Genomic DNA, 16408 nt, shown 5'->3' on the forward strand with positions numbered 1-16408 from the left:
ACTGTTACAAAATTAGCAGATGATTTAAAAGCAAATGGTATTTTAGCACTTACAAGTTCTGGAAAATCAGCTTTAAAAATGTCAAGATATAGACCAAAGACTCCAATTTATGCATTTACTCATGAAGAAAAAGTATTAAATTCATTAACAGCAATTTGGGGAATTGAAGCAATTGGAACTATAAAAGAGGATCAAGCTTCAAAAATGTTTCAAACTATGTTACAAACTTTAGATAAAAAAGGTTTATTAGATAAAAACCAATCTTATGTGGCAACTGTTGGATATCCAGTTGGATTACAAGGAAGCACTAATACTATTAAAATTTTAACACCTAGTGAAATTAATTATTATTTAAACTATGGGAATAATAATTTAGATTAATAGTAGCTTATTTTAAACAAAGTTGTATTATTATAATAATAAAAAATAATACAACGAAGGATAAACTATTTCTAATACAAAAGAAACTAAAAAAAATTCGATTATAGAAAATTCTTTAAAGCTATTTTCTCAAAAAGGTTTTTATAACACAACAATTCCTGATATAGCAAAAGCTATGAGTATGAGTGTTGGAAATATGTATAATTATTTCTCTTCGAAAGAAGAACTTGCAAAATTTGCAATAAAATATTCAACAAATATATTAGCTGAAGAATTAAAAGAAATTAATCAATTGAATATCTCTTCAAAAGAGAAAATTTATACATTTGTAAGAAGATATTTAGAAAATGTACAAAATTCACCAGAAGTAATTGAATACTTTTTAAGAGTATATTTATCAAATAGAGAAGTGTTCAAACAAGGTTGTGAAGGCTTTTTATGTGTAGGAGAGTTTGTAACAGAAATTATGATTTTACTAGATGATGGAGCTTCTAAAAAAGAGTTTAGAGAACAAGAGTTCTTCCCAGCTTTTTCTATGATAATGGGCTGCCTAGGTGGTTTTGCTTTTTTAAGTGGAGAAAAAGTACTTGATAAGGATTTATTATCATATAGTGATGCTGTTGCTGATAATATATATCGAGCATTAAAGTATGAAGAGTAAACAAAAACCAACTGTTGTATGGTTTAGTGCAATTACATGTAATGGAAATACCCATTCCTTATTAAGTGCAAATTCTTCAAGATTAGAGTTATTTTTTGATAGCTTTAATCTTATTTATCATCCAAGTTTAACTATTGAAAAAACTTTGAATGATATTTTAATTCAAAGTGAACAAATAGACTTTTTACTTATTGAAGGGGCTATTACTTCAAATAAAAATTTCTTTTCTATCTCAAATGATTCAACTTTTAATTTATTAAATAAACTTTCATCTAAATCAAAATATATAATTGCTGTTGGTTCTTGTGCTTCAAATGGTGGGATACATGCAAAATTTACTCAAAATAATGATATCAAAGGAATAAGTGATTCTATTGATAAAGAAACTATAAATAAACTTGAGCATAGTATTATAAATCTTACAGGTTGTCCTGTTCATCCTGAATGGATACTTCAAACACTTTTTTCATTAAGAGATTATGGAAAAATGAATTTAGATGAAGAAAAAAGACCAAAAGAACTATATAGTTCTTTAGCTCACCATGGTTGTACTAGAAATGAGTATTTTGAGTGGAAAGTTGAAGGTGAATTTGGACGAAAAGAGGGTTGTTTATTTTATGATCAAGGATGTCGTGGTCCAATGACTCATAGCTCTTGTAATAAAATTTTATGGAATGATATTTCTTCAAAAACTAGAGTAGGAATGCCATGTATTGGATGTACTCAAAGTGATTTCCCACGAGAAAATATGTTAGAAACAAAAAAAAATATTGGAATTCCACAAGATGTTCCTATTGGTATTTCAAAGCGAGCTTATTTATCTCTTGCTGGAATTGCAAAAACCTTTAAAATAGATAGATTAAATAAAAAACTAATGGATTAATATGAAAACCGTTGAAATAGTTGAGCGAATAGAGGGGGAAGCAAAATTATCTTGTATTTGGAAAAATAATATAGTAAGTGATGCTAGAATAGATTTTTTAAATTTTAGAGGTTTTGAATATATTTTAGAGGGAAAATCTCCTTTAGATGCTTTAGTTTATACTCCAAGAATTTGCGGAATTTGTGGTCAAGCACATCTTAAAGCTACTGTTGATGCCTTAGAAAATATTTATCAAAATATAAATGAACCTTTGCAAGTTACAAATAAAGCAAAACTATTACGAGAAATAGGTTTAAATATTGAAATAATAGATTCTCATATAAAATGGTTTTATATGTTTATTCTTCCTGATATTGTCAAACTTGATACAAATGATTTGGGAATTTATACTCCTTTAAAAGGTTTACGTTGGTTGGAAGCTTGTAAGAATGCAAGTGAAACTATAAAAGCATTAGCGGTTATTGGTGGTCAATGGCCACATACTTCATATATGATGCCAGGTGGAGTTGTAAGTGATCCTACTTTACTTGAGTTAAGTTCAATGCAAAATTATATATATGGGGCTATTAGATTTTTTGAACAATCAATCTCTGGAGTTCCTTTTGATAAATATTTGTCTTTTGATAGTGTAAATGATTTAGAATATTTGAAAGGTGATTTAAAATATTTTAAAGATTTATCTTTTAAATATTCCCTAGAAGAGTATGGAAAGTCTTATGATAGATTTATTACTTTGGGTTCTTCTTTTTTATTTGAAAGTGGAAAAATGAGACAAAGAATTGCACATAGATTGGATTTATCAAAAATAAAAGAGAGTGATGAACATACTTTTTTATTTGAAAATGATAAGCTAAATAAGCAAAAAACAACATGGTCAAAATCAGTATCCTATGATAATAAATTTTTTGAAACAGGTCCTTTATCCCGTGCTATGATGTCAAATAGGAAGTTTATAAAAAATATTCATAAAAGCTATAAAGACTCATCTTTTACAAGAATAATGGCCAGAATGGATGAATTGGCTTTTTTATTAGAAAATACAAAAGAGTTAATAAAAAAAGTGGATATTAGTGAAGAATCATTTATCAAACCAATAATTTCTCTAAAAGATATTGAAAATGCTAGAGGCTCATCTGTAATTGAAGCTTGCAGAGGTTCTTTATTTCATGAGATTTATATTGAAAAAGGAAAAATATCTAAATATGATGTTATTACTCCAACGGTTTGGAATTTAGGTCCTGAAAATAAAACTCAAAAAGGAATAGCTCAAAAAGCAATTATTGGAGCTCCATCAATAGAAATAGCTAGAATTGTGCTTAGAAGTTTTGATGTTTGTTCTGTTTGTACTACCCATTGAGCTTACAAAAATGTATACTATTGTAACAAGTATAAAAATAATTTTGTGAAATTCTAAAAATGAAAAATTATACTATTTGTTTTAAATAAATGAATACTTATTCATAAAATATCCATATACTCGAACATCATAATTTTACAGTAATAAAAAGCTTGTAATATTGCTATTTTGATGCTATTTTCCTTGATTTTAGCTTAAGATGATTATAAGTTTTATACTGTTACTTTACTTTTAGATAAATGAACATTCATTTTATACGAAGGAGAGTATGTCTTATGATTAATTCAGCAGATATGGTAAAAAAAGTTTTTACACAAAAATCAGGACGGGTTGAAACAAATAAAGGGGAAGCTTTTTATAATAATTTATTTCTTCAAGCCAAACAAAGATTATCAACTTTAAGAGCTCAAGAGCCTCTTAAAGATATTGATATGATGGATATAATTGAGAGTGAAGGAGTAAACAGAAGGGATTTTCTAAAGTGGGTTAGTGCAACAACAGCCACACTTATGTTACCTCCTATGTTTGCTCCACTTGTTGCAGAAGCTACAGAACTTATGAACAGAGTTCCTGTTATTTGGATAGAGTTACAAGATTGTGCTGGAAATTCTGAAGCACTTTTAAGAAGCTCTGCTCCAACTGTTGATGATTTACTTTTTGATGTATTATCATTGGAATTTCATGAAACTCTACAAGCTGCTGCTGGTCATGATGCTGATAAGCAACTTGAAGAGGCTGTTCATCACTTTAAAGGTAAATACCTTTTATTTGTAGAGGGTGCAATTCCTATGGCTATGAATGGTCAATATGGAACAATTGGAGCCATGGGTGAAACATTCCATGATCATTTAATTAGAATGGCAAAAGATGCAGCAGCTGTTGTAGCAGTTGGTACTTGTGCTACTTTTGGAGGAATCCCAGCAGCTGCTCCTAATCCAACAGGTGCAGTTGGTGTTATGGATTTAGTAAAAGGAAAACCTATTGTAAATATTCCTGCTTGTCCTGCAAATCCTGCAAATATGGTAGGTGTTATTTTACACTATGTATTAACAGGTCAAATTCCAGAACTTGATTCGCTTTTAAGACCAAAATTTGCATTTGGATATAGAATTCATGATAATTGTGAAAGAAGAGCACACTTTGATGCAGGTGAATTTGTTGAAGAGTGGGGTGATGAGGGAGCTAAAAATAACTTCTGTTTATATAAAGTTGGATGTAAAGGTCCTATGACTTTTAATAATTGCTCAATTGTTCGATATAACGAGGGAACAAACTGGCCAATTGGTGTAGGTCGAGGTTGTATTGGATGTAGCGAGCCTGATTTTTGGGATAAATATGCATATGAAAGACCAATGGCAAATGCAAAAATCAAAGCACCAACAGGTGGAGTTGAAAAAACAGTTGATGAGTTTGGTTTAGGATTATTAACTGCTACGGCTGTTGGTATTGGAGTTCATGCTGTTGCATCTGCAGTTGCTGGTAAAAAATCAAATGAAGGAGAAGAAAAATAATGGCAAAAAAACATTTAGTAATTGATCCAATTACAAGAATCGAAGGACATCTTAGAATTGAAGCAATCATAGATGAAAACAATGTTGTAGTAGATGCATTCTCTTCTTCAACTATGTTTAGAGGTATTGAAACTATTTTAAAAGGAAGAGACCCAAGAGATTGTGGTTTATTAGCAATGAGAATTTGTGGTGTTTGTACAGGGACTCACTATCAAAGATCAATTGAAGCAGTTGAACATGCTTTTAATATCACAATTCCAAAAAATGCAAGATTAGTAAGAAATCTTATTCAAGGTGCGTTATATTTACATGATCATATTGTTCATTTTTATCATTTGCATGCACTTGATTGGGTTGATATAACAAAAGCTTTGGAAGCAGATCCAAAAGCTACAGTTCTTGAGGCTCAAAAATGGGCGGCACTTTCAGGTCAAAGACCTTGGAATGCAAATGAAGATGTTTATGCTGAAGTTCAAAGTAGAGTTACAAGATATGTAAAACAAGGAAGACTTGGAATCTTTGGAAATGCTTATTGGGGTTCAAAAGGTTTTAAACTTACACCTGAGCAAAACCTAATAGGACTTTCACACTATTTAGATGCCCTAGAATTGCAAAGGGATTTAGCAAAAATGATGGCTATTTTTGGTGGGAAAAATCCACATCCACAATCATTTGTGGTTGGAGGTGTAACTTGTGTTCAAGATATTAAAAATCCAGCAAGAATTGCAGAATTTAAACAAATTTTAAAAAGAGGGCAAAAGTTTACAAAACAAGCCTATTTACCTGATGTTTATATGGCAGGAACTATGTATGCTGATGAAGCACTTGAAGGAATAGGTGGAGGTATAGGAAACTATATGTCTTATGGAGATTTTAGACTTGATGATACACCTTTTTATGAGGCTTCTAAATTATTCCCATCTGGAATTGTAAAAAATAGAGATCTAACAAAAGTTTTTGAAGTTGATCAAAGTAAAATTACAGAAGATGTAACTCATGCTTGGTATGAAGGAAACACTAACTTACATCCTTATGATGGAGTTACAAATCCAAACTATACAGGTTTTGGTAAAAAAGAAGACAATATTGCATATTTAGATACACAAAATAAATACTCTTGGATTAAATCCCCACTTTATGATGATGAAAGAATGGAAGTGGGACCACTAGCTCGTATGATAGTTGGAGTTGCCAAAGGTGATGAACGAATTACTAAATATGTAACAACATTTTTAAAAAATGGTAATTTACCTATAAAAGTATTATTTTCAACAGTTGGAAGAACCGCTGCAAGGGCTATTGAAACTGAATTAATGGCTGATGTTATGATGGATTGGGTTGATGAATTGGCTTCAAATGTGGCTCATGGAGATTTATCTACATGGACTGAATTTAATTTTGATACGGTTTCAAAAGATACTCAAGGGTTTGGTATGGCTGAGGCTCCAAGGGGTGGATTAGGGCATTGGATTAAAATCAAAGATGGAAAAGTTGCAAATTATCAAGCGGTTGTTCCATCAACTTGGAATGCAGCTCCAAGGGACTACAAAGGAAGAATGGGTGCTTATGAATCATCATTAATTGGTACAAAAGTAGCAAATCCTGACCAACCACTTGAAATATTAAGAACTGTTCATAGTTTTGATCCATGCATTGCTTGCGCTGTTCATATTATTGATGTCAACGGCAAAGAGTTAGGTGTTTATAAAGTAGATCCAATTGGAGGAACAAGCCGTGCCTAAAATGAAAAGGGTTGAGCGAATGACGGCAACCATGCGAACGATTCATTGGATGAATGCGCTTTGTATGGTAGTAGCTGTTGCAACCGGTTTATATATTGGTCATCCTTATTATCAAACTTTTATAGCTGATCCTGCTGTGGATAAGTATGTAATGGCTTGGAATAGATGGGGACATTTTATAGCTGCTATTATTTTTGATGTAACAGCTATATTAATTGGTTATTTATATTTGTTTTCAAATTTTGATAAACCATATAAAAAGATTTTACCAACAAAACAAAATTTTATAGAGTTTTGGGAAGTATTCTTTAATTTAATTACATTTAATAGAAGAAAAAAATTTGATTCAACACATAGTGATTCTTATAATATTGTGTTTTTTACATTTTTTCATATATTATTAGTATTTATGCTTTTAACTGGGCTTCAATTATATGTACATGGATTAGCTTCAGGTGAGAGTTCAATTGGAACTTGGTGGCCTGCAATGCTTCATCTTGCTACTGATTGGACACTTACAGTATTTGGTGGAAATATGGGTGTTCGAATTGCTCATCATACTGCTATGTATCTAATCTTAATGTGGGTTATGTCTCATATTTATTATCAAATTTGGAGAACAATATTCTGGAGAGAAGGTGATATTGGTATTGTATTTTCTGGGCATAAATTTGTAAGAGATGAAGATAAAAAAGAAGAAAAAAATAAATTATAAAAAAGGGGTGTTAAGCCCCTTTATTTAGGAATAATTATGAAAAAAAGAAATATTGTAATTGGTGTTGGAAATATGCTTTTCAAAGATGAAGGTATTGGTATTTATGCGGCTGAGTATATTAAACAAAATTACAAATTTGATGATGAAAGTTTAGAGATAATTGATGGTGGAACATTAGGGTTTAAACTAATGACATATTTTCAAGAGTATGACAATGTTATTATTTTAGATACTGTGTCAATTGAGGATAGCGTAGGTGAGATATATAGACTTCCTTCTGAAGTCTTATTAGGACTTGGAAACTATAGAAAAACAGCCCATGAAGTAGAAATTGTAGAGATGTTAGAAATAGTATCTGTTTTAGATTCCCATGCAAATGTTACTATTATTGGAATAATTCCTGAAGATATAATTAGTGTAGAAATTGGGCTTACAAAAGCTATGGAAAATAGATTTGAAGAGTTTATTTTAAATGGTATTAAAGAGATAGAAAGCCTAGGTATAAAAGCTATAAAAGTTAGGGATATCTTGATTTCTGATATTGTAAAAAGTATGATAGGTAGCTACAATGGCGAACACTTAAATAGAATTCCAAATGAAGAAGATTTTACCCATGCAATTAATTTATAAAATAGAGTTTAATACAACAAATTTATATTTCAAATATATAATTGAAGACTTAATAAAAGAATCTAAAGTAAATGCTAGATGTAAACAGTATAAAGGATTTATTCTAATAATATTAGAAGAGGAAGCAGATGCAATTGAGAGTTTTTTTGCATTGTTAGAAAGAAAACTTCCAGTTTCAATTTTTATTGGAAAATCTTATGTTGTTGAAGAATATGATGAAAATTTAGAAGAGTTAGAAGATTTTGAAATAAAACAAAACCTGTCTCTTCTTACAAATGCTGCTATAAAAGAGATAATAGAAGAAAATCATATTGATTTTTTAAATGATATTGTAAAAATTACAAAAGGCGAAGTATCAAGATTTGAAACACATAATGGTTTAAAAGATTACTTTTTACCAAATAAAAAAATAAGAGAAGAGTTTGAAGAAAAAGATTATGAAGTTAAACTTTTAATCACAGATATTAGTAAAATAGAAGAAATTTTTGATATAAATATTAAAGATTTCCAACTTTTATGCTCAATAGAACGACCTTTAGTGAAGTTGAAATTTAAAATATTAAAAAATGCAGATAAAGAGTTTTCTTCATCAAACTTTATTTATGCAAAAATTCCAGATGATAAAGAAACAGTATTATTTGCTCAAGCTTTAAAACAAAATGGAATAAATTATCTTTTATATGTAAATGATGAGGTCTATCAAGATGGATTAAAAATCACTTATATAAAAGAACAAAATCTAATAATTCATGGAGATAAGGGCTTATTTCCAAAATACGATTTCATTGCAAATAAAAAATATAATTCTTCAAAAGAGTATTTTGATGATAATGGTGGTGTTTATAAAGCAATTTTAGCACAAGTTTCAAAAAGATTAATTCCTTCAATTGGGGTTTATTTTTCACAAAATAGTTCAAATAGTAATATTTCTATAAATATTCCAACAAAGGGATTAAAACAAATTATTGTAATTCCAAATATTCACAATAGCATAAAAAATTGCTTTGATGAAATAGCTGATATTGATGAACATTGTGCTAGATTAATTACAAATTATAGTAAAAAATTTCCAAATGTCCTAAAAGATGATGTTCCTATCAATACTAATGGTTTCGAATCCATTATAAATATGTGTGCAAAAGTTTTAGGAATAAATAGTTCAAAAGAGTTTGAAGATATGGCTTTGAGCACAAATCTTTCTAGTGGAATTCAAATAGATATGAAACTTGTGAATATTGATGAAGTTAATTATTTAGATTATAGAAGAATAGTTCAGTCAATCATGGCTTATAAAATGGCTGATGTAGATAATGTTACTTTGATTTATTCATTTTACGAAAGTTTGAGTGAGTTTATTTGTAATTATGTAAATGAAATAGCAAAAGAAATAAAAGCAAAAGATGTTGTTTTATGTGGAAATATGATTGCAAACACGATACTTTTTTCAAAAACAAATAAAAATCTTAGTAAAACATATAATATTATTCTTCCTAAAGAGTATCCATTAGATTATTAAAATATCTTATACTATAATGCTAAATCAAAGAGTATAAATACTCTTAATTAAAACTAGGATTAGCAAAAGTGTACAACAAAGTTTATTTTATTACTCAAGAAGAAGATGAAAAAATTTTAAGTGAAATATTTAATAGTGTAAAAGAGAAATATAATAGTGAAATATCTGTTTTTTCAACAAATGAAATATTTGATGAATCTTTAAATAGTTTTGAAATACTATTTCTTTTATATTTAGCTGATGATGAAATAAAAACTTTTTTTGAAAATCATCTAAATAAAAAAATAAGTGTTGCAATTTTACCAAATGTAAAATGTCCAAATGCCATGAGAAATTATGGTATTTCAAAGGATATAAAAGAAGCAGTAGAAGATGCTTTTAATGGTGAGCTTTTAAGTAAAATAGACCTATTAAAATGTAATGATAAAATTGCTTTTAACCGAATAGTGATTGGTGATATGCATGGTATGAATAGACTTGATTATAATCAAAATAATAGATTTGATAAAATCAAAATATTTTTTGCTAATTTAAAAAATATTACATTTCAAAGTTATACCCTAACAACATCAAAAGAGCACTCAATTCAAACAGCAGCTTCAGGTATAACAATACTTGAACACTCAACAATTATGAATAAAGACTCAGCAATAAGAGATGAGTTATCAATTCATGATGGAAAACTAAATGCCTATGTTTTAGCACCAACTTCACTATTTTCTTATATTTGGTACTTATTATCAATCTTTTTTTATCAAAGAATTTCTTTAATTGAATTGCCAAAAAGTTTAGGTTTTATTAAAACTTCAAAGCTAGCTATTTCTTCAGAAAGAATGTTGGATTTTAAAATAGATCACAAAGATGTGTATCAGTCCAAATGTATAGAGCTTGAAGTATTACAAGATTGTATGAATATACATTTAGGAAGAGTATTATTAGAAATAGTAAAAAATGATGATAATAGTGTTGAAGAAAAAGATGTTATAAAATTAAATACCCTTCCAAAAGCTGAATTAAGTTCTATTTTAATTGGAGGGAAACTGCCTTTATTTAAAAAGGCTACAGATGATGATTTTAAAGATTTATTAACAAATCTGAAAGATAGTGCAAAATTTTCTTATACCTATTTAACTTTAATGATTTTAAGTACGCTATTAGCTACTACAGGACTTTTTGCAAATTCAGCACCTGTTATTATAGGTGCTATGATATTAGCTCCTTTAATGGCTCCTATTATCTCTTTATCAATGGGTGTTATAAGAGCAGATAAGTTTTTATTAGTTCAAAGTATTAGAACCTTGATTATTGGTATTTTTATGGCTTTATTGTTCTCTTGTGTATATACTCTTTTTATTCCACTAGAGCAAATAACTTCAGAGATGCAAGGACGATTAAATCCCAACTTACTTGACTTAATGGTAGCTGTTTTTTCAGGAATAGCAGGAGCTTACGCAAACTCAAAAGAAGAGGTTGCTAAATCACTAGCAGGTGTTGCAATTGCCGTTGCCTTAGTACCACCTTTAAGTGTAACAGGAATTGGACTAGGTCTTGGAAATATCGATGTAATTTATGGTTCATTTTTATTGTTTGTAACAAACTTAGTAGGTATTACACTAAGTGCTGCTTTAACCTTTATAGTTTTAGGTTTTGCACCTGTTAAAAAAGCTAAAAAAGGTATCTTTTATACTTTTATTTTGATGGCACTTATTACGATACCACTATTTCTATCTTTTATGGATGTAGTTCAAAGATATGATTACTTCAATAAATTAAATAACTTTAAATCAATCTCTTTAAATAGTGACAAAATAGAGTTAAATATAAAAACTGTACAAAATAAAGAAAATAAAATTTTTGTAAACCTAGAAGTAATATCTTCAAAACCTCTTGTATTAAGTGATTATAATATAATCAAAGAAAAGCTACAGCAATCAGTTGATAAAGAATTAGTATTAAAAATTATCCCTGTGATAGTGATAAATTAAAAGAGGCTTTTGCTTCTTTTGGCGGATATCCATAATAACTCTTAAAATCTTTAGAAAACTGTGAAGAACTTTCATAACCTATCGCATAAGCTGTTTCATTTACTTGTAAATTGTTTCTTGTTAATAAATCTTTTGCTTTATTAAGTCGTATTTTTTTAATATATTGTAAAGGACTAAGAGTTGTAACCTTTTTAAAATGTGAATGAAATGACGATACACTCATATTTTCTTCTTTTGCTAGTGTTGGAATATCAAGATGTTCATTGTATTTATTATGTATGATTTTTAATGTTCTTGTTATTTTTGATTCCATTTTGTTTTCTAAAAACATTTTATGTAAAAAGTGCGCATTTTCACCAATTGCAATTCTATAAAAAATTTCTCTTAAAATTGAATTACCTAAAATAGCCGATTCTTCTTTTGATTGAAGTATTTTTACTAATCTATAAATTGAGTTTTCTAAATCTTGAGTAACTTTATCTTGAAAAACTGCTGTTTGTACTGATTTACAGTTTTTTGACTTTTCATTTGAAATAAAAGAGATGACTTCATACATAATATCTTTGTTAATATTTATTAAAATACAAGTATAAGGTTCTTCTTTAGATGCATATGTTTCACATTCAAAGGGGAGCGTTGCTGGTACTACTAGATAGTTTTTACAGTCATATTCAAATCTTTTATTTGAAATATAACCTATCTTTTTACCCTGTAGTACAAATACCAAACAAAAGTCATAAGTCAAAGGAGTTCTTGGTAAAAAAGTTGTAGTTTTATATAGGTTTACTTCTGTTATATTTGTTTTTATCAAGCTATTTTCTTTTACAAGTTTATTGATTTCTTCTAATATTTTATCGTTCATATTTTTTCCAAATTGTTTTTTATACATTATAATAAAATGTGTGTTAGAATAATTATAATCTATGTTGATTTCTACAAATATTAACTTTTAATAGATTTTATCAAATATCTTTAGTAAAGGAAGAATCTTTTATAATAAAACTATAAATTTTTTTGGAGTTATATGAAGTCATTTCTTATTCAAGTTACAGGTATAGTTCAAGGTGTTGGATTTCGTCCTTTTGTTTATAATCTAGCAATAAAATATAATATAAAAGGTTGGGTTAATAATGATGATAGGGGAGTTAACATTCTTCTTACTTGTAAAGAAGAAGAAGCACAAAAATTTATAAAAGAACTTCAAGAAAATCCTCCTAAACTGGCAAGTATACATAATATAAAAATAGAAGAAATAACAAATCAAAAAGAGTATAAAAGCTTTGAAATAGTGGAGAGTTTAAACTCCAATAATAAATCAACAATAATATCTCCTGATATGTCTATTTGTGATGATTGTATTAATGATATCAATGATATGGATAACTTTAGATATAACTATAGTTTAACAAATTGTATAAATTGTGGCCCTAGATATTCTATAATTAATACAGTTCCATATGATAGAATAAATACATCAATGGCAAGTTTTGAAATGTGTGAAGATTGTAAAAAAGAGTATAAAGATCCAACAAATAGAAGATATCATGCTCAACCAATTTCTTGCGAAAAATGCGGTCCTAATTTAACTTTGTATAGTACTAATAGGAATATTATAAAATACAATAATGAAGCAATTAAAGAAACAGTTCTTTTAATAAAGAAAGGCTTTATTATAGCCATAAAAGGAATGGGTGGTTTTCACTTGATTTGTGATGCTTTAAATGAAAATAGTGTAAATCAATTAAGGATTAATAAAAATAGACCAACAAAGCCTTATGCCGTTATGTTTAAAGACTTAAAGACAGTTAAAGAATATACAAATTCTACTTTAAAAGAAGATGAAATTTTATCATCAAAAGAAAAACCAATTGTATTATTAAGAAAGAAAGGAAAGAGTTCTTTATCAAGTAAAATTGCACCAAATGTAAATCATATAGGATGCTTTATAGCTTATACACCTTTGCATCATTTGCTTTTTAGGTATTTAGATGGCCCAATTATAGCTACAAGTGCTAATCTAAAAGATGAACCAATAATTAAAGATAAAGATGAAGCTTTTACTAAACTAGGACATATTGTTGACTTTATACTTGATTTTAATAGAGATATTGTAAATGCTTGTGACGATTCAGTTATACAAGTTGTTAAAAATAATAATATAAAGTTACGAAATGCAAGAGGATATGCTCCTACTTCTATAAAATTAGAAAATAAAGTAGAAAAAAAGATTTTATCAATGGGTGCAAATCAAAAATCAACTATTAGTTTAGCCTTTGAAAATAACTTAATTTTATCTCCTCATATTGGTGATTTAAACTCCATTGAATCTGTTGAATATTTTGAAAGAACAATTAATACTTTTAAAAATTTTTATGACTTTGAACCTGATATTATTGTTTGTGATAAACATCCAAATTATGAGTCCACAAAATTTGCACTTAAACTTAAAAGTATTAATCCCAAAATAGAACTTATTCAAGTGCAGCATCATTATGCTCATATTCTTTCTGTTATGGCTGAGTATAAACTTGAAAAAGAAGTTTTAGGAATAGCATTTGATGGTACAGGATACGGAGATGATGGGAATATTTGGGGTGGTGAGGTTTTTATAGCAAATAAGAGTACATATGAAAGGGTAAATCATATTAAGTATTTTAGGCTTCTTGGTGGGGAGATGGCTGTAAAAGAGCCAAAAAGAGTCGCTTTGAGTTTATTATTTGAGAACTTTTCATTAGATGAAATCTTAGATATGAATAATCCTTGTGTAAAAGCTTTTCAAATAAATGAAATAAAAATGTTTCATACAATGTGGCAAAATGCATTAAATGCCCCACTTACAAGCTCAGTAGGACGTTTATTTGATGCAATTGCATCATTTGCTGATATTTTACAAACACAAAGCTACGAAGGTGAGACAGGCTTACAAATAGAACAATATTATGATACTTCAATAAAAGATAATTACTCTTATGAAATATTAGATAATCAAATAGATTTATCTTTGATGATAAAAGAAATAATATTAGATAATAATAAAAAATCAAACTGTTCAAAGTTTATAAATACAATAGTTAAAATCATAGAAGATTTATCAACCACTTATAAAAATCTTCCTTTAGTAATTAGTGGAGGAGTTTTTCAAAATAGAATTTTATTAGAAATTTTAATTGACAAATTTGAAAAGCAGGGCAGGGAGTTTTATTTTAATATAGATATCCCAGCTAATGATGGAGGTCTTAGTATTGGCCAAATTTATCATCAAATCTAATAAATCCTAATAAAGCTAGAAATATCTACTTTATATAAAATATTTATATTATACAAAATATAAATATTAATAAATCTATAAATAATATATAAAATGTAATGATAATATTAATAAATGGCAATATTTAAGGTATATGAAAAAAAATAATTTTTTTCAAAAATACTATAAAAAATATGTATCAAACTCATGTCTTAATACATCAAAAAACTATACATAATGTAATAGTTTTATTAATATAATATATTATACATATTAAAAATTTATTATGTGTCTATAACAAAAAATATGCTACAATAAAACAAAAATTTAGGAATAAAAATGATTAGAACAACAGCAGAAATATCAAATGAAGATGGATATAAAAAGTATAATTTATTTGAAATACATGAAAATTTAGAGTCAATTATCGCTGATGATTATTTAGAATATTCTTCAATAAATTTTAAAAAAGCTGCTTATTGTGAGCTAATGTATAAGAAGAATTTTTATGATAAATATGACCCTGAAACATATAAAGAAGTTTATGTAAGATATATTAATAATGAAAAATTTAGAGAAAAAGCAAAATTTATTTATAGTATTATTGATTATGATAAATATGTAAAATTTGTTGAAGAGAATCAAACCATAGAAAATCCAAATGAATTAATTATTTCATATAATGTTGTTGATAGTGATGGTGTTAAAATAAATATTTATAATATTAGTATTGTAGATATTGCTTTTGTATTTTAAAAAACTAATATAGATTATTTAAAAAGAGTTATAATTACATAAAAAAGGATAAATATGAATAAATATTGTAATAACTCAAATGTTTATGAATCAAACTGTATTCCAAAAACTGTAAATGCTTCAATTGCTGTATTAACTCCAAAAGAGGATAAAGACTTTATTGTAAGAAAAGTTACACTTGCAGTTGATGGTTCTATGCCAAATCATATAAATGAAATACAACATCAACAATATGTTTTAAAAGGTGAAGCAAAGGTTGTTGTTGGTGATGAAGAGTATCATGCTAAAGCTGGAGATTTTATTTATATTCCAGCAGGGATTGAACATAATTACGCGGCTTGTTATGGTAGTGAGTATGAATTTTTATGTATGATTACTACTAAAGAAGACAAAATCACAATGATTTAATCTTCTTTAAAATAATGGGTGTTATTTACACTCATTATTTTGAGTAATTGCTTCTTCACTTTTAAGATGTTCGCAGTCTTGCTTTTTCAAAGTACTATTTGTTACTTTTGCGTTCCATAAAATTGCACCTGTTAGATTTAAATCTGTCATATCAACATCATTAAAAACAGCATAAGCAGCACCTGCATTTGTAAAATCTACATTTTCAAAAGTGGTTTCTAGGAAATTTGCTGACCAAATTGATAAATCTTTACATGATACATCTCCAAAACTTGCATTTGAAAAGTTAGCACCTTTGAAGGTTGTATTATTACATTTGATGCTTATTAGTTCTGCACCTGTAAAGTTGGCAGCTCTTGCATTTGTATTATTCATATTTGCATCTTTTAGATTTACACCCCAAAGATTTGTTTTTACAAGACTACTATTTTCGAAATTTACTCCTGTTAAATCACTTCCACTTAAATTAGCACCACTTAAATCTCTTTTACTTAAATCAGCCCCCGTTAAATCGCATTGTTGGCAATCTTTTGTATCTAAAAACTTTTTTAAATGAGCTGTGTCATATGAATAAAGTGATGATAATAAGGCTAATGATATTAATATTGTTTTCATG

The 16408-nt window shown here is 27.9% G+C and carries 15 protein-coding genes; 13 read left to right on the forward strand and 2 right to left on the reverse strand.

Annotation, left to right across the window (positions count from 1 at the left end; all coding sequences use genetic code 11):
* The 10 genes from ABVS04_RS11675 to ABVS04_RS11720 form a co-directional block, all read left to right on the forward strand.
* Positions 1–381: pyruvate kinase alpha/beta domain-containing protein (locus tag ABVS04_RS11675; protein WP_368030908.1), on the forward strand; the 381-nt coding region annotated here is incomplete at its 5' end.
* Between the two features lie 103 nt (positions 382–484).
* Positions 485–1042, forward strand: coding sequence for a TetR/AcrR family transcriptional regulator (locus ABVS04_RS11680; protein ID WP_368031009.1), 558 nt, complete (start codon positions 485–487; stop codon positions 1040–1042).
* Positions 1032–1925, forward strand: coding sequence for a Ni/Fe hydrogenase (locus ABVS04_RS11685; RefSeq protein ID WP_368030909.1), 894 nt, complete (start codon positions 1032–1034; stop codon positions 1923–1925). The genes ABVS04_RS11680 and ABVS04_RS11685 overlap by 11 nt, the downstream gene beginning before the upstream one ends.
* A gap of 1 nt (position 1926) precedes the next feature.
* Positions 1927–3282, forward strand: a complete 1356-nt coding sequence (locus ABVS04_RS11690; protein WP_368030910.1) for a nickel-dependent hydrogenase large subunit — start codon at positions 1927–1929, stop codon at positions 3280–3282.
* Between the two features lie 275 nt (positions 3283–3557).
* Positions 3558–4793 (forward strand): hydrogenase small subunit, encoded by a 1236-nt coding sequence (locus ABVS04_RS11695; RefSeq protein WP_368030911.1) that lies wholly within the window; start codon positions 3558–3560, stop codon positions 4791–4793.
* The gene (locus ABVS04_RS11700; protein WP_368030912.1) at positions 4793–6535 is read left to right on the forward strand and encodes a nickel-dependent hydrogenase large subunit; all 1743 of its coding nucleotides are present in this window, start codon (positions 4793–4795) and stop codon (positions 6533–6535) included. Before ABVS04_RS11695 ends, ABVS04_RS11700 begins: the two co-directional genes overlap by 1 nt.
* A 1-nt stretch (position 6536) precedes the next feature.
* Complete coding sequence (locus ABVS04_RS11705) at positions 6537–7250, forward strand: cytochrome b/b6 domain-containing protein (protein WP_368031010.1); 714 nt, start codon at positions 6537–6539, stop codon at positions 7248–7250.
* A gap of 36 nt (positions 7251–7286) precedes the next feature.
* The gene (locus ABVS04_RS11710; protein WP_368030913.1) at positions 7287–7880 is read left to right on the forward strand and encodes a hydrogenase maturation protease; all 594 of its coding nucleotides are present in this window, start codon (positions 7287–7289) and stop codon (positions 7878–7880) included.
* Positions 7846–9396 carry a hypothetical protein gene (locus ABVS04_RS11715; RefSeq protein WP_368030914.1) on the forward strand — a complete coding sequence of 517 codons (1551 nt, stop codon included), beginning with the start codon at positions 7846–7848 and terminating at the stop codon, positions 9394–9396. The genes ABVS04_RS11710 and ABVS04_RS11715 overlap by 35 nt, the downstream gene beginning before the upstream one ends.
* Positions 9397–9464: 68 nt before the next feature.
* Complete coding sequence (locus ABVS04_RS11720) at positions 9465–11381, forward strand: TIGR00341 family protein (RefSeq protein WP_368030915.1); 1917 nt, start codon at positions 9465–9467, stop codon at positions 11379–11381.
* Here ABVS04_RS11720 and ABVS04_RS11725 read toward each other — a convergent pair.
* Complete coding sequence (locus ABVS04_RS11725; RefSeq protein ID WP_368030916.1) at positions 11356–12243, reverse strand: AraC family transcriptional regulator; 888 nt, start codon at positions 12241–12243, stop codon at positions 11356–11358. The two genes, ABVS04_RS11720 and ABVS04_RS11725, sit on opposite strands and share 26 nt — an antisense overlap.
* Before the next feature lie 162 nt (positions 12244–12405).
* Here ABVS04_RS11725 and hypF point away from each other — a divergent pair, with 162 nt between their 5' ends.
* The 3 genes from hypF (at position 12406) to ABVS04_RS11740 (ending at position 15792) form a co-directional block, all read left to right on the forward strand.
* Positions 12406–14649 (forward strand): carbamoyltransferase HypF, encoded by a 2244-nt coding sequence (hypF, locus tag ABVS04_RS11730; RefSeq protein WP_368030917.1) that lies wholly within the window; start codon positions 12406–12408, stop codon positions 14647–14649.
* Between the two features lie 318 nt (positions 14650–14967).
* The gene (locus ABVS04_RS11735; protein ID WP_368030918.1) at positions 14968–15384 is read left to right on the forward strand and encodes a hypothetical protein; all 417 of its coding nucleotides are present in this window, start codon (positions 14968–14970) and stop codon (positions 15382–15384) included.
* 54 nt (positions 15385–15438) lie between these two features.
* On the forward strand, positions 15439–15792 hold the full coding sequence (locus tag ABVS04_RS11740) for a cupin domain-containing protein (protein WP_368030919.1): 354 nt from the start codon (positions 15439–15441) through the stop codon (positions 15790–15792).
* 21 nt (positions 15793–15813) lie between these two features.
* Here the strand turns inward: ABVS04_RS11740 and ABVS04_RS11745 are convergent, their stop codons facing one another.
* Positions 15814–16407, reverse strand: coding sequence for a pentapeptide repeat-containing protein (locus ABVS04_RS11745; protein WP_368030920.1), 594 nt, complete (start codon positions 16405–16407; stop codon positions 15814–15816).
* Position 16408 lies beyond the last annotated feature (1 nt).

This window comes from Arcobacter sp. s6 (assembly GCF_040884245.1).
In the GTDB taxonomy this organism is placed as follows: domain Bacteria; phylum Campylobacterota; class Campylobacteria; order Campylobacterales; family Arcobacteraceae; genus Aliarcobacter.